Annotated in this window: 3 protein-coding genes; all 3 read right to left on the bottom strand. The window is 46.6% G+C overall.

Features of this window, described 5'->3' with window-relative positions; translation table 11 throughout:
* Nucleotides 1-6: 6 nt before the first annotated feature.
* Complete coding sequence (locus MHH26_RS00025; protein WP_340971638.1) at nucleotides 7-8,202, bottom strand: amino acid adenylation domain-containing protein; 8,196 nt, start codon at nucleotides 8,200-8,202, stop codon at nucleotides 7-9.
* A gap of 13 nt (nucleotides 8,203-8,215) precedes the next feature.
* A complete protein-coding gene (locus MHH26_RS00020; protein WP_340971636.1) occupies nucleotides 8,216-18,346 on the bottom strand; it encodes a non-ribosomal peptide synthetase in 10,131 nt (3,376 codons plus the stop codon).
* A gap of 64 nt (nucleotides 18,347-18,410) precedes the next feature.
* Nucleotides 18,411-22,244, bottom strand: coding sequence for a non-ribosomal peptide synthetase (locus tag MHH26_RS00015; protein ID WP_340971634.1), 3,834 nt, complete (start codon nucleotides 22,242-22,244; stop codon nucleotides 18,411-18,413).
* Nucleotides 22,245-22,286: the final 42 nt, after the last annotated feature.

Below are 22,286 nucleotides of genomic sequence, written 5' to 3'. Positions count from 1 at the left end.
ACGTCCTTACCCCTTTATAATCGTTTGAAGAATCCGTGCCAGTTCATCTGCCTGCGGCCTTTTCATCATGGTGACATGGTCTCCTTTGATGTGATAATACGAGCACGACCCTTTCGTATAAGCCTCCCAGTCTGAGAACTTCTTCTGGAAATCGATGGCGTGATCACTGCTTTGTACAATATAAAACGGCACAGGGAATGGTTCTTTTTCTAATTCAATGGCTTGTGACATGATCGTATTATGCGTTTGCATTTGCAAATATTTATCTAAATATTGATCATTCATAAATTGATGAACCACTTCATCCTTTTCTGCCTCTTTGAGTATTGTCTGTTTCACTTCTTGGAAGCTCAGCCCTTGTAATGCTTCTGGCTGGATGCCGACGAGATTTCCCATTCCAAGGACAAGCGCAAGCATTTTCACTTCTTCTTCGTTCATATCGGCATGGAGCGCCTGATCTGCCTCATCTCTTAGCACTGGCACCGTATCTAAAATGATCAATCCTTTCGGCGCTTTTCCTGCATGGCAGAGCCGCTGATTCATTCCGTAGGCAAGATGCCCGCCCATTGAATGCCCTGCTAGATAGTCAATGCCTGGTCGATAGAAGGTCTCAATGGCTTCAATAAAAATGGTGACAAGCTCTGTGTAATGAAGGAATTGCGGTTCTTCATCCTCATATAAGCCAGGAGACTGCATGGCATAAACAGCGCCTTGATGTGTCATCAGCTTAGCAACATCGATATAGCCCATGACCGTTCCACCGGCAGGCGGTGCAAAGAATATTCTCGGTTCAGCTGGATCGCCTTTTTTCAGCTCAATCACATAGTCCTTCGGAGACCTTTCGACATGCTCCCCGGCCTCTGGAATTGCGTCCACATGTGCGGCTAGCTGCGCAGGTGCTGGATGCATGAAAATCCATTTTGGATCAACACGAATCCCCTTTTCTTTTAATTTGGCAACAGCCTGGATACTCATAATCGAATCGCCGCCTAAATCAAAGAAGGAGTCATGCATGCCTACTTGTTTGACACCAAGCACTTCCTTGAAAGCTGTGACAATTTGTTCCTGCGTTTCGGTGACTGGTTTGTCATCCCCCTGGGAAAGAGAGATCGTTTCTGTCGGCTCTGGCAGTGCTTTTTGATCAACCTTTCCGTTCGTTGTGACTGGCATTTCGTCCATTACAATAAAGTAACTTGGAATCATGTAGCCTGGCAGGCTTTCCTGCAAAAATGCTTTCCAGCCCGGAACAGGATTCTCCCCGTCTGTGACAAGGTAGGCTGCCAGCCGTTTAGAGCTGCCATACGTTTTGGCGATGACTGTACATTCCTTTACTTGCGGATGCTTGAGGAGAGCTGTTTCAATTTCCCCACATTCAATCCGGTAGCCTCTAATTTTCACGAGGTTGTCTTTTCGGCCGAGATATTCAATGGTGCCATCTGAGCGCCATGTACCAAGATCACCTGAACGATACAGCTTGTCTCCCTCTAGTTCAGGAAATGGATTGTCAATAAAACGCTCCTGCGTCCGCTCTGGATCATGAAGGTAGCCTTTTGCCAGCCCTGTTCCGCCGATATAGATTTCTCCTTTGACGCCTGCTGGCACTGGGTTGAGCGCTTCATCTAGTATGACGACAGTTGAGTTCGATACCGGGACACCAATTGGAACTGATCTTGCACCCTCTGGCATGTGCGTGACTTGATGTGTTGCTGCTAAGGTCGTGTTTTCTGTTGGACCGTAAGCATTGATGAGCACACCCTCCATATGTGGGAGTACCTTTCGTGCATGCTCACTAGACATCGCTTCTCCGCCAACAAGTAATGTGCGGTAGCCTGCTACACTTTTTGGATCGTGCTCCACCAGCCGATTGAATAATGCGGTTGGCAGACAGTTGGCTGTCACTTGATGCGTTTTGATCAACCGTGATAATTCATCCATATTCAGTGCGGCATATTTTGGGATCAGAATCAGCTGACCGCCATTCAGCAGCATTCCCCATAATTCAAATGTAAAGGCATCAAAAGCATAGTTTGAGAGCTGAAGCATCTTGTCATCTGGACCTAGTTCAATATAGTTTGTTTCTCTAACAAGGCGGACAACTCCTGCATGGGGGAGCATCACGCCTTTTGGTGTACCTGTAGAGCCTGATGTGTAGTTGACATAGGCCAGCTGGTCTTCCCCTATGATCGATTGTTCTCTTTGATACACTGCATCTGTTTCTGGTAACGGCTTGTCCATGTTAATCTTTGTACCTGTAAAGTCTACTAGACGATTCGCAAAATGAGACTGAGTGATGATCACATCACTTTGCGTATCGCGAACGATGAGGCGGATGCGTGCATCTGGATATTCAGGTGACATCGGAACATACGCAGCACCAGACTTGACGATACCTAGCACCGAGACAATCATGTCAAAGGAACGATCAAAAAGCATCGGTACCAGTGAACCTGGTCCAACTCCTTTAGACTGCAAGTAAGCAGCAAGCTGTGTCGCCTTCTCATCCAACTCTTGATACGTCATGTGCTCTTCCAAATAGGACAAGGCAATACGGTGCGGATCACGCTGCACCTGTTCTTCAAACAGCTCTTGAAGGGTCCGTTTTGGATATGATGTAGCCGTTTGGTTTTTTCCTATGATCATGGCGGCCTGTTCCGCTTTGTCCATTAAGCAATAGTCAGAAAATGTACGTTCAGGCTGAGCCGTCATACCATCTAGCAGATGAAGATAATAAATCATATAACGATGGATGGTCTCTTGATCAAATAAATCTGTATTGTATTCCACATGGATCGACAGCTGATCTCCCTGTTCAAATACATGCAGGGTGAGATCAAATTTAGACACTGTATGATGGACCATCACATGTTCACTTGTCAGCCCTTTGAGCTTTACATTGAGCGAATCTGTTACATACCCTATGGCCACTTGGAAAATAGGCGATCGACTTAAATCTCTATCCAACGAAAGATCATCGACAAGCTTGTCAAATGGATAACGCTGATGCTCAAATGCTTTTAACGTCATCTCTTTCACGTTTTCCATGACATCAGCAAATGTATCTGCTGTGGAGATATCCTGCCTCAGCGCAAGTGTATTCACAAACATCCCAACGAGCTTCTCTGATTGTTTGGCATCTCGCCCTGCGATCGGCGAGCCAATGATGATATCTGTCTGTCCGGACAGCTTGTGAAGCAGGACGTAGTACGCTGACAGCATCGTCATGAACAGCGTTGTGCCCTGCTGCTTGGACAAAGCCTGCAAACGGCGGATAAGCGGTTCTTCCAAGACGATTTGCTCTGTAGCGCCGTTAAATGTTTGAACCGGCGGACGAGGGCGGTCAAACGGCAGCTCTAGCACTGGAAGTTCACCTTGTAAGGTATCGAGCCAATAGGTTTGGTCTGCTTGATGATGCGTTAGTTGCTCATTTTCCCAATGAACATAATCTGTCCATTCGATTTCCAGCGCCGGGAGCTGCGGCGATTCATCTGAAAGAAGCCCGTCATATGCCACTTCTAACTCCTGAATGAGCAGGCTGAGCGACCATGCATCTGAAATGATGTGGTGCTGCGCGCAAAGAAGATAAAATTCCTCATTGCCCATATCCACAATCGTCCACTGTGAAAGAGGTCCTCTTTCTAAATCATAGACGCGGTTTGCCTCTTGCTGGATAAGCTGCTTGAGTCTTCTCGTTCTCGTTTTTTCATTAAATAATGAGAAATTCGCAACTGTGACGGATGGCGGAAGGTCTTCACGTATCAGTTGAACTGGCTTGCCGCCAAGCGATTTAAATGTTGCACGCAGTGCTTCATGACGTTTCGTTAAGAGACCAATCGCTTTTGTTAACGCTTGAATGTGCAGTTGTCCTGTCAGCTTCCAAGCACCTAATATATTGTAATGATGGCTCTTTTCTAATGTGGATAAGAACCAAATGCGCTTCTGAGCATGTGACAGCTCATAGCTTGTTCGCTTTTCAAGCTTTGGAATCTTGGCTTCCTGAACAGCCGGTGCCCCTTTGATGTCATCAACCATTTGCGCCAGATGGGCCAAATGCTTACTTTCAAATAATATTTTTAAAGGCGCCTTGATTGAACATTCATGATTGATCCGAGAAATAGTTTGAGTCGCCTTTAATGAATGCCCGCCAAGGTCAAAGAATTGATCCTCTTTGTACACACGATCTACGTCTAAAATGTCCTCCCATATGGCAGCAAGAATTTGCTCTGTTTTCGTTTCTGGCAATTGCTTCTCAAGGGGTTGTCCATTTTTGTGCTGATTCAGCTTGAGGGCTTCATGATCAATGGAGCCATCTTGTTTTTTCGGTATTTCTTGTACTTGCTGAATATCCCAGTCACCTTTTGTTACGCCTGCGATATCTTCAACATGCACTTCTGTGCCAGGCTGAACCGTGTAAAAAAGCTTTTTCTCAAAAGTCGGTATTGGTGCTGGCTGAAGATACTCAGCAATTTCTGGATTGGCTCCGTCTAGGCCGATAAATAGATGCGCTTCATTCAGCCGGGCACCTAGACATAATGAATGGAGACCTTGCTTCTTTCCAATCAATTGAAATCCCTTGCGGACGGTTAGCGCTGCGCCGGTATGTCCCTTAGACAAACCAAGATTATCCCACATGCTGAAGTTCAACGAAATCGCCCGTCTTCCTTCTTGAAAGGTAAGAGTGTGCGCAAGTCCATCTAACAAGCTGTTGGCTGCAGAGTATGCCCCGAATGTTGTGCCGCCAAAAAAGCCATTCACCGATCCAAAAAAGACGAGTGGTACTGCCGGGTCATGCTTGAAGGCTTCCTGCAGGACAAACGCTCCGTCTGCTTTCCCTGACAGCTCCTTTGTGAAATCCTCTTCTGACGTATGAGCCAATGCATACTTATCCGTATGCTGAAAATGCTCTGACACATTGCCAGCCCCAGCTAAATGCAGCACGCCCCGGATGGATTGACCAAAGTGTTTTTCTGCTTTGTAAATCGCCCGCTCGACGTCAGCTAAATTGGTCACATCCGCTCGTACATAGATGACATCACCGAGGCCTTTTAGCTGTGAGAACGCCTCTTTCTTTTCCAGGCTGTCTTCCAGAGAAGTCCTTCCAATCAATACGAGCTTTAGTCCAAATTGGAGCATCTGCTTAGACAGCTCAAATCCAATACCGCCAAGACCTCCAGTCAGCAAATAAAGACCTTCATATTCTAAAAACCCTTCTGTTTGAGGTGCTTTCATCATATTGACTTTTTCCAGCTTTGGTACGAACCTGTGCCCGTTTCGGTATGACACCTCTGCTTTTATATGAATCGCTGACAGCTCTTCAGCAATGTGCTTTGCATCCTGTTCCACACGCTCCGCTTCAATATCAATATGGGACACCTCTGCTCCTTCCCATTCTTGCGGGATGGTTTTTAATAAACCAGCGAGCGACGTTTTCTCCACATGAAGATCGTCTTCAGGGCTTACAAATTGACCACCCTTTGTCACTACGACAAGCCGGATCGGCTCTTTGTTTTCTTGCCTCCACGCTTGATACAAGTACAAAATAGATTGATTGGTACTCGCATGCATTTCTTTGAACTGCGCAGGCTCAACGATGGCTTCTTTGTCTGTCACATTCCACAGGTGGAGCACCTGCCCGGTCTTTAATTCATCTGCTTCAAGTGCTGCAGCGAGCCTGACATAATCCCCCTTGATTCTCGGATTCATCTGGTACATCCCTTTGGACAAACGCAAAAATTCACGCCCTTTTTTCACAGAAACATAGGGCTGATTTCTTTGTTCAAATTGTGCGTAAAGTGATTGGTACAGCCCTTTTTCATCCTCGAAAACGAGTACATGATCAGCAGAAGGCTGAGACGGACCAATATGCTCCTTTGCCCAAATGCGTTTGAAAAACCAATCTGGGAGTGTTTGTTCATTTTCAGAAGCAAGATCCAGTGCCCTTTCAATGTCACGGAATACTCCCTCTTTTAGCGCTGCACCTAACTGGGCACGTTGGATTTTCCCACTCTCTGTTTTCGGAAATTGGTCTTTTTTCACCGGAATGATGTGATCAGGCTCTATCCCGATTTTTCGGATGATGGCCTCTCTAATCTGCTGAATCATCGTGATTTGTTCCTCTATTGAATCTTTTTGCGAGACAAAAAAGACGGCAAGCGTGTCGTTGCTTGATTCGGGATTGTAAATGCCGTACGCAGCGGCAAAGGTGACTTCAACCCCGTCCACCTCTTCCACAACCGCTTCAATTTCGTAATTCAAATAGTTGGCTCCGTTGATGACGATGATGTCCTTTTCTCGACCTGTCAGAACAAGACGCCCTTCATGAATAAATCCTAAATCCCCCGTGTGAAACCAGCCATTTTCCGCAAATACCTCTTGATTGGCTTCCTCATTTTGATCATAGCCCATCATAATCGTTGGACTCTTCACCTGTAAGCGTCCGACCTGATCTTCTGGCAGCACATGATGATGTTCATCTACAATCCGAATCCATACAGACGGAATAGGTACGCCGACTTCTGTAAACGTCATCTTGTGCGGATGATCTTGCGTCACGTATTGAATTTCACCTGTTAACGAGGTCTGATCAATCGTCAGCTGTCCATCCTGATCATCATGCCGCATGAATTTCTTTGATTGAACAATGGCTGAGGATGTTTCAGACATGCCGTACGCCGGCACCATCGCATGGCGGCTTAATCCATGCTCACCCATGATATGCATGAAGCGCTGCGTCACTTTTGGAACAACCGCTTCGGCTGCATTCATAATATAAGTCAGTGTGGAGAGATCCCAGCTCCCCTTGCGAATGTCGTCCTCATATTCATTCATCATAGCAAAAGCAAAATTCGGTGCCCATGTCCTTGTGACGCCGTATGTTTCTACCCAATCCAGCCACACCATCGGCCGCTCGATAAATTGATCGATGGATGGACTAATCTGCTGGCAGCCAAGGTAGACGTCATGCACATGAAACATGACAATGCCTCCTACATGATCAAGCGGCATCCAGTTAAGCGACACATCCTCATGCGTAAAGCCATTTGTCTGCTCAAAGGAGATGATCCGAGATAAAATACTTTGATGGTTGTGACGGATACACTTAGGCACACCCGTACTTCCTGAAGACAGCAGCTGAAGCACAGGCTCATCCGGCTCTGGCTCATAATGCTGTTCATCCGGTTCACACGTAAGCAATGTTTCTACTGTTAAAATTGGTATTTCTTTTGCCTCAAATGTCTCACGCAGCCCAGCAATGTCTTCAGCACTTGCTTCATTTGTAATAATAAACGGTTCATTTTGCAGCTGAAACACGCCCTTGAGCTTGTTCACTCCTTGATTCATCTCATCATAAACAGGCGGCACAGAGACTGGAGTCGGAATGATGCCACCGAGAATACAGCCCCAAAACACGGTGATGAAATCGTGATGATCTTTTAATTGAAGTAACACTTGATCGCCGTTTGTCAGCCCTGCTTTCCTTAAACCAGACAGAACCCGTTCTGCGTTTGTGAGTAACTCAGGGTAGGTTTGGGTCAATGTGCGCCCGCCTTCTTTGATATAGGTCACCCCGCGGTCAGGTGACATAAAGGCTGATCGAATCAACACCTCTGTCAGTGTGACAGGTGTGCCTGGTTTTTTGTTGACATCCCCGCCATACACAAGTGCGGGCGGCTTTTCATGAGCGGATGCTTGCTTTGTTTCGCCCGCTTCATCCTTCGAAATCGATTCGTTCCCTTGTGCACGCTGCCGATTAGGAAACAGGTCATCTAGGTGATAAGGCATTTGTTTTTCTGTCTGACTTTCAATGAGAGTGGCCGCGTCCTCCACTCCATCTATGGCTTTCGTACGCTCTTCTATCTTTCTTAAACCTTCTTCATCTATGATGTCAATCGAAAGCAATGCTTCTGTATCGATGGCTCCACTTTCTGCCCTTGGCAAGGAAGGCAATAAGACGAGAGCGGCTGGTACTTCATGGGGATGAAGCGGGCCTTTCATCAAGTCCTCTCTTGTCAGCGAAGGGTCCTTCGCCTGTGCAAATAGCACAAGCGAGAGGCTGCCTTCTTGATTTTTCTTAGGGATTAACACACATTCCTTTAGCGGAAAATGAAGCATCATGACCTCTTCTAATGCTTTCAGATCGATTCGTTTTCCGTTGATTCTTACGATATGATTTGCTGTATGTCCTTTTCGTCTACTAACTAACATCGTTCTTCTCCTCCTACATCCAATCCAAAATCTGAATCTTATTTTTTTCAGTCCAAACGCCGACATCCCCTGTCGGATAGAGGTATTCGCCTGTTTGATGTTTGAATGGATGCGGAATTTTATGCGTCTCCATCCAATCGGCAAGCTCCCCGCAAAGTGCTTTGATATCCTTCGCGCCGATAAAAATATCTCCAGAAAATCCTACCGGCATGAGCTGATGCTCTTCGCTTAGCACAAATATTTCCGTCTCACAGGAAGGATCGTGCACACATGAGTAGACCTCTTCTTGATCTGGGTACAGCACGCTGACTTGTGCGTTTTTCGACCAATCGGTGATCATCCGCTCTTTTTCTTCATTTGTCACCATCGTGAAATCAGAGAGTGGTGTCTCCACTTGCTCTGTCATGGCTTCAAGTGTGTGGATCAGCTGCTGCATCAGCGATTGTATTTGTTTTTCTGTATATTGATTGAAGCGGTATGTGACCCGAAGCTCCAGCGTATCTCCTGGGACAGCCACAAGGGTCAGGTCATAGTTTGTTTCTTCATGACTTGCAATGTCTAATATCCGTACACCATACGGCTCTACAGATTCAATCGGATAGTTTTCAAACACGACAATGCTGTTAAACAATGATTCTCCATTCGGGATTTGGGTCATCTGCTGAATATCTGGCAGTACGGTATACTCGAATTCTCGCATGTGAAAAACCGTTTCCTGCGTCTGTGCCAGCAGCTCGGCAATGGTCCTGTCTGGTGTGATCGGCAAACGGAGCGGCAAGGTGTTAATAAAGAGCCCTGTCATGCTTTCAACCTCTGGTAAGTCCGCCGGCCGCCCAGATACTGTGACACCGAACACGACATCCTCTGAGCCTGAATGAAGGTGCAAGAGCAGCCCCCATGCCGCCTGTATCAGTGTGCTCATCGTGACCTTCTGTGTGCCTGTCATCTTCTCCAGCTTCTGCTGCATTTCAGGCGTCAGTTTGATACTAAATTGATCAATACCTGCTCCTTCATTCGAAGTCTGCTCTCCGTCCCCAGGAAGTGGTGTGGCTTCCTTCACTCCTGACATATAATGTTTCCAGAACTCTTGCGCCCTCTCTTGATCCTGCTTTTGCAGCCACTCAATAAAATCTTTATATGGACGCACAGCCAGAAGGTTCATCTCTCGTTCATCCACAAGAGAGCGATACATTGAAAAGGATTCCTCAATCAAGCCGAACAGGCTCCAGCCATCGATTAAAATATGATGAAAGCTAAAAACAAACGTGCATGTTTTCTCGTCACGATGGAATAAAGCGATACGAATGAGCGGTTCAGCCGCATCCTCTAATTTGAAATCCTTTGAACGATCGGATTGTAAATAACGCTCAATGGTTTTCTTCTGATCCGTTTCACTCAGGTGGCGCACATCGTGCTGAGTGTGGTGAATGCTTCCTTCTGATTGAATCAATTGGACAGGCTCCTTTAGCCCCTCCCAAGCAAATCTTGTCCGCAAAATCGAATGACGTTCTACAAGCAGATTCCATGCTTTTTCATAGGCTTCGCCGTCCGTTAAGCCTTCGAGCGTCATATGCACCTGACCAAAATAAGCCTGTGACGCTTGATCTAACAGTGCATGAAACAGCATCCCTTGCTGCATCGGAGATAGTGGATATACATCCACTACATGATCTGGAAGCTCATCTATTTGCTTTTGCGTCAGCTGAACCATTGGAAAATCAGATGGCGTAAAGCCGCCTTTTGTCTCTATACAATGCGTCAGAATGTCCTCCATTTTTTCTTTGAACCGTTCAGGTAACTGGCGCACCTCTTCCTCCTGAAGCAGTTCACGATTGATCATAAAATTCATCTGAAGCTGACCACTGACAACGTATCCGTACACATCGATTAAATGCTGTCTTTCTGCTTTTGGATCATGTACATGTCCATTTCGTTCATCTGCTAAATACAGATTTGCTTCACCATCTATTTGATCTAGCTGTCCAAGGTAATTAAAGCTCATCTGCGGCGCTGCCGTTTTGAGTAAGCGAGATGCTGTCATGTATTGAAGCAAGCCATAGCCGATCCCCTTTTGCGGCACAGCTCTTAAGGTTTCTTTGACATCTTTGATTTGTCTCTCCACATCGGTTTGAATAAAAGGAATAAAAATAGGATAAGAGCTTGTAAACCAGCCGACTGTCCGTGACAAATCCATCTGTTCAAATAAATCCTCGCGTCCGTGTCCTTCTAACGTGATCAATATTGGCTTTCCAACGGCTTGCGCAAGTCCTGATAAAAGTAAATCGTTGACCTCAGTTCGGTACGCTTGTGATGCGTGCCTTAGTAAAATGTCTGTTTGATCCTTCGTCAATTGAACAGTCAGGATCTCTGCATGTTCTTCTATATTGAAAAGCGCAGGTGTTTGAAAAGGAGAACCTTCTTCCTCTTGATCCATGATCTTTTGCCAAAAAGGAACCTGCTCTTGTAATTGATCGGTTTGTGCATATTCATAGAGTGCATCTGCCCACTGCTGATAGGAAGCGGTTTTCTTTGCAAGTGTGATCTCCTGCCCTGCTGCAAGCTGCTTCAATCCATTTAATAGATCTTCCTGTATGATGCGCCACGATATTCCATCCATCACAAGATGGTGGGCTGCGATAAAGAGTTCAGACGTACGATCACTTGTCTGAAAAAGAATGGCTTTGATCACTTCTCCCCGCTCTAATGACAATGTTCCTTGACAAGCGCTTGTCTCCAAGCGAATTTGCTCCAGCGCTTCCTCATGAGAAACATCCGTCAAATCAAAGAATGTGACACAAGGGGTGATGCCAGGCGCACGAATGGTTTGAATCCATGTGCCGTCTGCTGCTTTTGTATAAATGGCTCTCAGCATATCGTGATGGTCGACAAGCTTTGAGAGAACCTGTGACAACTGTTCGGCTTGTACGGATAGCTTGAATTCAATATGCGCTGATAGATTCCAATAATCTTGGTTTGTCATCGATTGCTCAAGGAACCAAGATTGGATTGGAAGCAGTCGAACATCTCCTGTAACAGGCGATTGATCATAGGACACAGACACATCCGCTTTTTTCATTACGCGTGCCAGCTGCGAAATGGTCTGTTTTTCAAATACATCTCTTGGCTGAATGATGTAGCCTTCCTGTGCTAGACGTGCCACCATTTGTATGACAATAATGGAATCTCCGCCTAGCTCAAAGTAGTTATCATGTACACTAATTGAAGGAGTGCCAAGAAGCTGAGTCCACACTTTTTCCAGCACTCGTTCTTCCTCACTGAGTGCCTTATCTGCTGGTTTGTCCACTTCTTCCTGTCTCCACTCTGGCGGCGGGAGACGCTTTTGGTCTACCTTGCCGTTTGGCGTGAGCGGCAGTTCCTCTAGCTCTATGAATAGGCTTGGCACCATATAATCTGGCAGCATGTCTTTCAAGGCGCCGCGAATGTCTTGCTGAGTCCATGCACCTTTTTGGACAAAATAACCGATGAGCCGCTTATGACCACTTTCGTGCTGATGCGGAATGACAGCACATTCTATGATGTCTTCAAAACTCAGCATAGCGGCTTCAATTTCTCCGCATTCGAGGCGGTGTCCGCGTATTTTCACTTGATGATCGATTCTTCCAAGGCAGTCGATAATACCATTTGGGAGCCAGCGGCCCATATCGCCTGTTTTATATAAACGCGCTCCTTTTTGGAAAGGATGCGGGATAAATGATTGCGATGTTTTTTCTTCATCTCCAAGGTAACCGAGTGCCAGCCCTGTTCCGCCAACGTAGATCTCTCCAATAACACCCTGCGGAACCGGCTGCAGCTGGTCGTCTAATACATAGGCTTGTGAATAAGCAATTGGCTGACCGATAGGAACTGTCGCCTGCCCTTCGTCTAATGAGCGAATGTGATGCACACAGGAGAACGTCGTATTCTCAGTTGGTCCATAGCCGTTTAAAAGCCCTTCAGGTAAATACGGCAGTGCCTTGCGGATATGAGCAGCTGAGAGCGCATCACCACCGACTAATAATGCATCAAACCCAGATAAAGCTTCTGGATGTTCCTCTGTTAACCGGTTGAACAGCGGCACCGTCAGAAATCCTGTTGTGATCTTGTATGATGTCAGCGTGTCAGCCAGCGTATCCATTGATAAAATCGTATTTCGATCGGCCAGGATCAGCCTTCCCCCATTTAGCAGGGCTCCCCATATTTCATACGTAAAGGCATCAAAGGAGAAGCTGGCGATTTGTAAAATGCGCGTATGTTCATCAAGGGTGACATAATCTGTTTCACAAACAAGCCGGATGACTGCTTGATGCGGGATCAAAACCCCTTTCGGCTGTCCAGTTGATCCTGACGTGTAATTGATATAAGCGAGTCCATCAGGTTTTAGGGCAGCAGGTATGAGTTCTGCTTCTGATAAAAACTCTTCATATCCCTCATCAAGACAAATGAGTTCGGTTTGGCTGATGGACACCTTTTTGAGCCATTCATTTTTTGTCAGTAACAGCTTAATACCTGTATCCCTCAGCATATAATCAATCCGTGTATCTGGATATTCAGGATCAATTGGCACGTAGGCGCCTCCTGCTTTCACAATCGCCAGCACCCCAAGAATCATTTGAGGCGACCTGTCGATGAGCAGCCCTACTGGTTCATGCGGCGTCACACCTCGCTGTTGCAGAGAAGCAGCAAGCCGGTCGACTTTCTCTTGTAACACACGATACGTCCACTGCTCTCCCCCGAATTCGAGAGCAATGGCATCGGGTGACTTTCTCACCTGCGCTTCAAACCGTTCCGTGATGAGAAGCGGGCCTGCAGGCTGATTGGTTTTACCGCTCCATTCATAGAGCAGCTGATGCTTTTCTTTCTCTGGCAGGTAATTCATTTGTCTGATCGGCTGTGCTGGATTTTCACAAATACACGCAAGCAGATGCTCGTAGTACCGAAGGAACCGATCCATCGCGTCGTCAGAAAATAAGTCCACATCATACTCCAGTTTTAATTGAAGACCCTCCGCCCCTTCAAAAACAAACAGGGATAGATCAAATTTGGCGGTATCGTTATCTTCAATGGCTAAAACGGATGTCGCCTCCCCCATCGGAGAAGCTTCAAGCGGCAGGTTTTGCAAAACGAACATGACCTGAAACAGCGGCTGCTTGCCAGCCTCACGTACAATATTCAGCTCATCTACGACCATCTCAAACGGCACATCCTGATGCGCATAGGCGCCCATTGTTGTTTCTTTCACCCGCTCTAATAGTTCAGTGAAAGCAGGATTCCCGCTATGATCGATCCGAAGTGCCAGCGTATTTACGAAAAATCCGATGAGATGCTCCATCTCCGTCCGATTTCTCCCAGCAATGACTGATCCAATCACAAACTCATCCTGTGAAGACAATCGATGCAGCAAGGTAGAAAAGGCAGTCAGTAACGTCATATAAAGGGTGCTGTCTGTCTTTTTAGAAAGGGCAGCCAGCTGCTCAGACAGCGACTTCGACAAGTGGTATTTTTTCGTTTTTCCCTTGTAGGATTGAACGGCTGGCCGCGGGTAGTCATACGGCAAAACCAAATCTTCTACAGGAACCGCAAATTGCTCCTTCCAATAGGAAAGCTGCTTATGCAGCGTCTCTCCAGTCAAATACTCCTTCTGCCATAGTGCGTAATCCGCATATTGAATTGGCAGCGGCGAAAGATCAGGCGCTCTCTTGTCAATCATCGCTGTATACCACTCAGACAGCTCTCTTGCGGCAATCCCAATCGACCAGCCATCTGACACAATGTGGTGAATGGACATCAGCAGCAAATGATCTGTTTCCGACAGCCGAATCAGTTTCACTCGAAAGAGCGGATCATGTTCTAAGCGGAAAGGTGTGCCCGCCTCTCTTTTTGCCCATTCAGCCGCTTTTTGTTCTCTTTCTTTCTGTGCTGTCAGATCTGATAGATCCACCACTTCAAGCTCTGGAAGAGTCATATGCTCATGTATGATCTGCACTGGTTCATCGCCGCTCATGGTAAAGGAAGTTCTGAGCGATTCATGCCTTTGCACCATTTGCTGCAGACTCCTCTGAAGCACCTTCACATCTAAAGGTCCATTCATCCGAAAGGAAATTGTATTATTATAAAATGGCAGATCGGGCTGTAATTGATAGAGAAACCACTGTCTTTGCTGGGCATAAGACATCGGAATCTCTTGATCCTTTTCCATTTTCCGCACCTGTACCGCTTCATCCACTTTTGCATGCGAATCGATCCATTCCGCTAATTCCCCAAGTCTCGTATGCTCAAAAAGAACAGCGAGCGGCACGTCAAATCCCATTCTTTGTCTCACCGCAGACAGCATTTGCGTTGCCTTGAGCGAATGACCCCCGAGTAGAAAGAAATGATCACCGCAGCTGACATTTGAGACATCAAGCAGCTCGGACCAAATGTTTGCCAAAAGTTTCTCCGTCTCCGTTTGAGGCGCTCTGTCCTCTGCCTCCTGTCCACTTTCCTCAATGAATGCTTTGAAATACGCTTCATCCGGCATGCCATCCTCTGATTCTTTCCAGTATTCCTCAGGAAATAGATGTACGGAATATTCACCAGATAGATGAGACTGCAAACACGTATAAATGGACTGATACAGCCGTTCTTCAATAGCCTTTGTTTTGTCGGTTTTAAAAAAGACATACATGGCTTGCTCTGTTTGCCTCTCCGCTTGGCTCATTTCTTGAATGTCCTGCTTTGACCGATCTAATCCCATATAAATGAGTGGCGCATCTGTCATCAAACATGCCAGCATTGTCTGGAAGCCCGCCCGCTTCGGAATCGGGAGATAGCCTCTTTCTTTTAACATGCCTTTGATCATCGAACCCTCGCTCATGCCGACCTCATCCCACATGCTAAAGCTAAAGCAATACGGCTTCACTGTAGATGTCAGCCTTTGATAATGAGCAAATTGTTCAACGAACTCATTGGCAGCGCAATAAGCGCCGACGGTCATCCCGCCCTTTAACGTTCGTGCTGACGAGCTAGATAAAAATAAGACGTTCTGCCGTTTAGAAGCCGCTTCATGAAGCGCAATCGTGCCATATACCTTCGCTTCGTACATCGCATGTAAGGACGCAGACGTCATGTCAGCAAGCAGCTCCTCTTGAATGATGCCAGCGAAATGAATCACGCCATGCAGCCTTTTTCCTTGAGCCGCCTCTTGTCTTGAGATGAGCGCTTCAATGTCTTTTGCGTCCGTCATGTCCACTTCTTCATAAAAAACTGTGCCGCCATGGTCTTTCGCTTGTTTCTCAAGTGAGGTCAAAACGTCTTGCTGCTCCGCAGATAAAGCCTTTCGTGCTTTTCTTCCAAGCAGCACAAGATGCGCTTGATAGGACGTCAGAAGGTGTTCACTCAGCATCCGCCCAATGCCGCCAAGCCCTCCTGTCATCACGTAAAGCCCAGATGATTCAAATGGCGGTTTCTTCCTCTTTTGATCTTTTTCCAGATGCAGCGGTGATAAAAGAGGAATATAACGAACACCTTCGCGGTAAGCAGCGATATGATGGCTTGTGTCATGTGTAAGCTCTGTCATGATCGCTGATGCATGAGAACGGTCAGCCGGTTCTGTTAGAGAAAAATCAAGACATCGCACCTTGATAAACGGCCATTCATGCTGTACAGCTGTCATCAATCCTGTTGTCGTTGCTTTTTCCACATGATGCGTTTGATCTTCTGGCAAATTCATCGCATGAGCTGAGACAAAGGTGATCTCTACAGGTTCCTCATAGGCGGCAATCGCTTTTGTTACATATAATGCACTCATGCTGCCAGTTTTCTGCGCTTCCTTCGCCATTGCCGCTTGAAGTGTGTCTTCCTTGTTTGTGTAGTTCCAAAGGTGAATGATTTGTTTCACCGAAACGCCATACGAACGGAGCGTCTCAAAGAGTTGTTCGTAGTCTGACGGCCGATTCGGGTGGATGATGAAGTGAGTATGTGTGAGTTGTGTGAATGCTTGACCCGGTTCAACCGTAATATAGGTTTGTTCATTGTTTGAGAGGGATCTCAATTGATCTGCCAGCCCTAATGCATCTGCAAAGATCACCATGTCCCCTGCTGTTTGCTTTTCAGTTTCATGAAGCGGAGCAGGTGTCCACTTCTTTTGATAACTCCAATCAGGCAAGGTGTGTTCATTTTCAAGTCTGATGTCCAGTTCCTTGATGATTTCGTCGAATTCACCTTCCTGCCACCTTGTCTTGAGCTGTGCCCTTTCTATTTTTCCAGAGCTTGTTTTCGGAAAGGCATGCTTCTGGACAGGGATAACCTTTGATGCAGACAGACCCATTTTTGTCGCAATATGGGTTTTAATGTGCTGGCTAGCCCTCATGATATAAGCAGGCTCATACAGCTTCGGTGTAAAAAAGAGAATCAGTTCATCGGATGCAGATGCCTCCATCCGAACGGAGCAAGCAGCCACAAAGCTCGTTTCTACGCCTGGTACTTCCTCTGCCATGGCTTCAATCTCATAGTTGTGATAATTTTTCCCGTTGATGATGATCATGTCTTTTTCTCTACCGGTTAATGTCAGCCTTCCTTCGTGCAGAAAACCTAAATCACCCGTGTGAAACCAGCCCTCTGTTTGAAAAACCTCTTGATTCGCTTCGTCATTCTTGTAATAGCCCTTCATCGTCGTCGGCCCTTTGATTTGCACGCTGCCAATGTGATCTTCGGGAAGAAGCTCATGCTGATGGTTGACGATACGAATCGTGATACCCGGAATCGGTTTCCCCAGCTCTGTAAAGCTGACGGTTCCTGTCTCACGTGCCTCCGCTGGTCTTAGCTGCTCTGTCAGCGACGTTTCCTCAAAGGTCAGAACCCCGCTGTTTTCATCTCCCCGCTCAATCGCAAAAGAGAAGACAACGGCTGATGAGATTTCAGACATGCCGAAAGCCGGTCTGAGAACGTCTCCCTTTAAGCCGTGCGGAGCGAGCAGGTGTAAAAACCGGTGAATTGTCTTCGGTACGACCGCTTCTGCCCCATTGATCATACACGTCATGGCAGAAAGATCCCAGGATCCTGAAGAAATGTCTTTCTCATAATCATTGATCATCGCAAATGCGAAGTTAGGTGCCCACGTCTTCGTTGCACGATAGCGGTCCATCCAGTCAAGCCAGCGCAGCGGCTGAGCGATGAAGTCATCTGTCCTTGCCCGAATCTGTTCACAGCCTGTGTACACATTGACAAGGTGGAACATCACAATGCCGCCAATATGATCTAATGGCATCCAGTCTAACGAGACATCCTCTTGTGTAAACTGATTGGCTGCCACTGTCCCTTTGACATTCGCCAGCACACTTCTATGAGAATGCTCTACGCATTTAGGCATCCCCGTACTTCCAGACGTTAAGATAAAAAAGACTGAATCATCAGGCGTGACTGGATGTGCTTCTAGATCTCTTTCTAAAGTGAGCATCGGTTCAACGGCTGCCACACGTAATTGATCTGTATGCCACAGTAAAGCTAAGCCTTGCACCTCATCAATCAGCGAGTCATCCGTGAGAATGAGCGGGTGCTCCAGCAGGTTCCAAGCGTGATGAAGCTTCTTCACTGAGGCATTCATTTCCCGATAGGTCGGGGCTGCCGATACAAGTGTTGGGACAAATCCGCCTAACACACATGCCCAAAAGGCCGTGACCATCGCATGATTCGATGAAAATTGAAAGAAGACAGGATCACCTGGCTCAAGCCCTAGTGCCCTTAAACCCGTCAGAACCCGTTCGGCATCCTCCTTTAACTGTGCGTAGGATTGCGTGAGTTCATTTTCACTATTGATGATATAAGTCAGCCCGTTTGTCGTTTTGGCTGCCTCAGTTAGAGCGTCCTGCAAGGTTTGAGCTCCTGCACTAACATCTATATCCCCCCCATAGGAAATGGCTGGGGGCATGTCCGCTAAAGCAGACGAAGCCATTTGCGTCTGTATCCATTCAACTGCGGCCTCCTGCTCCATGTGATGGTCGAGAAATAAATGAGAGAGGTGATATGGCCGAGGTCGAATGGTTTTTTCACGAGAAAAAACAGCGAAGCGTTCGATTTCGTTGGTTTGTAAAATGGTTTTCTGTACATCTTGTAAAATCGTATCCATTGATTCATGTACATTCGATTGATTAATGGTTGATGGTTTCATATGAGTTCCTTTCCTTTTTTGTCAGGCAGGGCTGCCAGAGTGCACCCCCTGCCTAATCTAAAGTTTACAAGACTGCTTCTCTATTTTTATGATGGACTATCTTTTGGATCAGCTGTGCATTTTGAGCGGCACATTCTTTGTTTTTGAACATGTCAGCGTGCTGACCATAGCCTTGGTATTGTCGATAAGCGCCGGTCGTCGCAGCTTCCCAATTTTCCATCCAGTCTGGTATCGCAATTTGCTCTTCGGATTGGATGAAGTCAATGTCTGCTTGTATCTCTCCTTGATTCACCCCCTTAACAAAAGTTTCATAGTAGGCCCTCGTTTTTTGAGCAAGCGCGTCTTGGATGAGCTCCGCTTGTGCTAGTTCACTTTGCTGCGACTGATGGACGATCGCTGCTATATCGTCATCAATGGATCGTCCTTCTAAATCACTTTCTCCTATTTTCTTATAGGAATCGATCATGATGACCTTTTCGACGGTCCGCCCTGCTTGTTCGAGCGATTGAACAAGCTCAAAGGCTAGGTAGCACCCGCCAGAGTATCCCATCAAAGTCAGCGGTCCTTCAGGCTGAAGGTGCTGGATATGCTGAACATATTGCGAAATTCGATGATCGGCTTCAATAAAGTCAAAGGCGATCAAACGAACACCATCAAGCGTTTTTGCGGCTTCCTGATAAATAAATCCATAGCCTGGTAATGGCGGGAGAGCAAAGACTGTTGGCGTTTGAGATTCATTGAATACAAGATAGCCTTCGGCTTCCTGATCCTGCTGTTGAATATAACGGCTGATTGCTTCAATGGTAGGCGTCTCAAACAGCAAGTGAATGGGCACCTGAACATCGAATTCCTTCGACACCTTGGATAAAAGCGACATCGCTTTTAATGAATGCCCGCCAAGCTCAAAGAAATGGTCATCTGTGCTGATATCATCTCTTTCAAGCACTTCCCTCCACATCACAAGCAACTTTTGTTCTACCTCATTTACTGGAAGCTTCACATGGCGGTTTCCTTGAGGCGCCTCTGGCTTTGGCAGCTGACGTTTATCAACCTTTCCATTTGGCGTAAGCGGCATTTTCTCAAGTCTGATCAGCTCATGAGGCTGCATGTAAGCCGGAAGTTTTTCCTTCAGCCCTGACTTGATCACATCGAGTTTGTTCTTCCACTCCTCCTCACACGTCATATAGGCGAGCAGCCTTGTATGCTGCGTGTTATGCTGATCAGCTATAAGGGCAGCTTGCTTTACGCCTGGATGCATGAGAAGGTGGGCTTCAATTTCTGTCAGCTCAATTCGATGACCGCGAATTTTCACCTGATCATCCACTCTGCCTGCATACTCAATCAAACCGTCTGCTCGAAAATAAGCCAAGTCTCCCGTACGATACAGCCTTTCTCCCGCAGCAAATGGATGGGCGATAAAGGCTTGTTTTGTCAGATCAGGACGATTCAAATACCCCTTCGCAAGCCCTTTTCCACTCAGGCATAGTTCTCCGACCATTCCAATCGGCTGAAGCTGTCCGTGCGGGCTCAATATATAAGCACCCGTCTGGTTGAGCGGCTTTCCGATTGGAATCGAACGCGTCTCTACCGGCAGAGCCTCATCTACTGGATAATAGGTGGCGAAGACCGTTGATTCGGTTGGACCGTAGACATTGATCAGTCTGTCTTTCCCCATGACATCAAAGGCTTTCCTCACATGCTGTACCGATGCCCGCTCTCCTCCGAACAGCACCTTGCGCACACTGCGCATCCAGTCGGTTTCTTCATCAACGAGGAGATTAAATAATGCAGTCGGAACAAACATGACAGAAATGCTTTCTCTTTTAATCAGCCCCGTCAGCTCGCCCATGTCTAAAATGGTCTCTTTTTTCGGCAGGACAAGCTTCGCTCCGTTTAAAAGTGCGCCATACACATCAAATGTAAAGCCATCAAATACGCTGTTGGATAGTGACAGCAGTGTATCTGTTTCTGAAATGGTTAAGTAGTTCGTATTTTTGACCACCCGGGCAATATTGGAATGGGTCGTCATGATGCCTTTTGGCTGACCTGTTGTACCAGATGTATACATGATGTAAGCCGTATCGTGTAAGCCTGCTTCTAGCAGAAGATTCTCTGAGCTCATCAGTGAAATTTCCTGATCATCCGCAAACAGATACGTACCATCAAACGCAAGTGCCTTCGCCTGACCGATAAAGGATGAGTGAGTCAGAAGATGCGTTGCCCCGCTGTCTTTAAGCATGTATTGAATGCGGCTTTCTGGATAATCGGGATCAATTGGCACATAGATTGCGCCTGCTTTTAAGACAGCCAGCAGGCTGACAATAAGTTCAGGCGTGCGGTCGGCTAAAATGGCGATGACCGTTTGATGCGTGACCCCATTTTTTTGCAAATGCCTTGCCAATCGATTGGCTTGTTCATTCAGCTCCGCATATGTCATCGTGTGCTCACCTGCTGATAATGCCACTGCATTCGGCTGTTTGCGGACATTATGCTCAAACCATTTCGACAAATACAGCTGGTCATGCTCAAGCTCAGGCGCATTCCATTCCTCAAGAATCAGCTGCTTTTCCTGTTTCGTGACGAGTGTAAGTGTATGAACCGATTGATCGGGATGCTTGATCGCCTCGTTCATCAATAGACTCAGCTGCTCCTTTAACCGGTGGACAAATTGAGGATCAAATGCTTTTTGGTTAAAGGCCAGCTTCAATTGCAATTGTTCTCCTGGTGATGCCAGCAAATTGAGATCATAGTTCGATTTTTCATATACATTCATGTTTTCCACAGTAAACCCTAATCGCGCCTCTTGCTCGTCCTTCTTTGCGGCTGGGACGTTTTCAAACACGACAATATGATCAATGAGTGGCTGCTGACCTGTCTTTGCCTGAATATCATAAATCGGAATATATTGGTGCGGCTCGGCTGCAAGAGACTGCTGCTGAGTCTCTGATAGAAGAGAACGGAATGTCATGTCATCTGTCAGCTGAATTCTTCTTGGGATGACATTGATGAACAAGCCAACCATTCTGTCAACACCAGCCAAATCTGCCGGACGTCCCGACACAACCGTGCCAAACAACACATCATTTGAACGCTGATATCTGCTCAACAGAATTGACCACACCGATTGAAGCACGCTGCTTAACGTGGCATTTTGCTGCAACGCTAACTCTGATAAAGCAGCCGTTTCTTCTTTGCTCATCGACCATTCCATTTCGCCTAATTCATGTTCATTCGTTTGTTTTCTCTGTTCTTTAAAGGTTGATTGTCCATCAAACCCGGCCAATGATTGCTGCCAATATTGAAGTGATGCTTGTTTATCTTGTTTTTCCAGCCATTGAATATATTCTTTGTATGGTTTAACCGGTTCCAGCTTGTAAGGGGCGTCATGCAAAAGTGCATGATAAATTGCAAATAACTCCTGCACCACAAGCCCAAAGCACCAGCCATCAAGGAGGATATGGTGATAGCTCCATATCCAGCGATAGCTGGCAGGGCCCGTTTGGAAAACGGATGCCCGCATGAGAGAATCCTTCGAGAGATCAAATCCTCTCAGCTGATCCTGTTGTTTAAATGTCTCAATACGTACAAGCTGTTCGTCTTTAGAAAGATCCTGCATGTCCACCACATCAAGCGTAAAAGGGCGTTTCTTCAGCACAACTTGGACAGGACGCTTCACTTTTTCGTGGAGAAATACGGTACGAAAAATATCGTACCGCTCCACGATGACATTCATGCTTTTCTCAAGTAAGTCATGACGCAGTGTGCCCTTTACGTTCATATCCATTTGCTCTACATAAAAGCCCTTTTCTTGATGATGGAGGGTATGAAACAGCATTCCTTCTTGCATCGGTGACAGATAATACATGTCTTGAACTTGATCCCTTTTAAATGAACTCATCTATTTCATCCTCCCTTCCCGTTTGTATGACTGATCTCGTGT

The sequence above is a fragment of the Bacillus sp. FSL K6-2839 genome, assembly GCF_038003365.1.
In the GTDB taxonomy this organism is placed as follows: domain Bacteria; phylum Bacillota; class Bacilli; order Bacillales; family Bacillaceae; genus Bacillus.
Note: the sequence above shows the minus strand (reverse complement) of the source record. Positions and strands in the feature narration are given on the sequence as shown.

What these genes read in the sequence shown, in the direction of transcription:
- MHH26_RS00015 (WP_340971634.1), bottom strand. Translation starts at nt 22,244, where the DNA reads ATGAGTTCATTTAAAAGGGATCAAGTTCAAGACATGTATTATCTGTCA.
- MHH26_RS00025 (WP_340971638.1), bottom strand. Translation starts at nt 8,202, where the DNA reads ATGTTAGTTAGTAGACGAAAAGGACATACAGCAAATCATATCGTAAGA.
- MHH26_RS00020 (WP_340971636.1), bottom strand. Translation starts at nt 18,346, where the DNA reads ATGAAACCATCAACCATTAATCAATCGAATGTACATGAATCAATGGAT.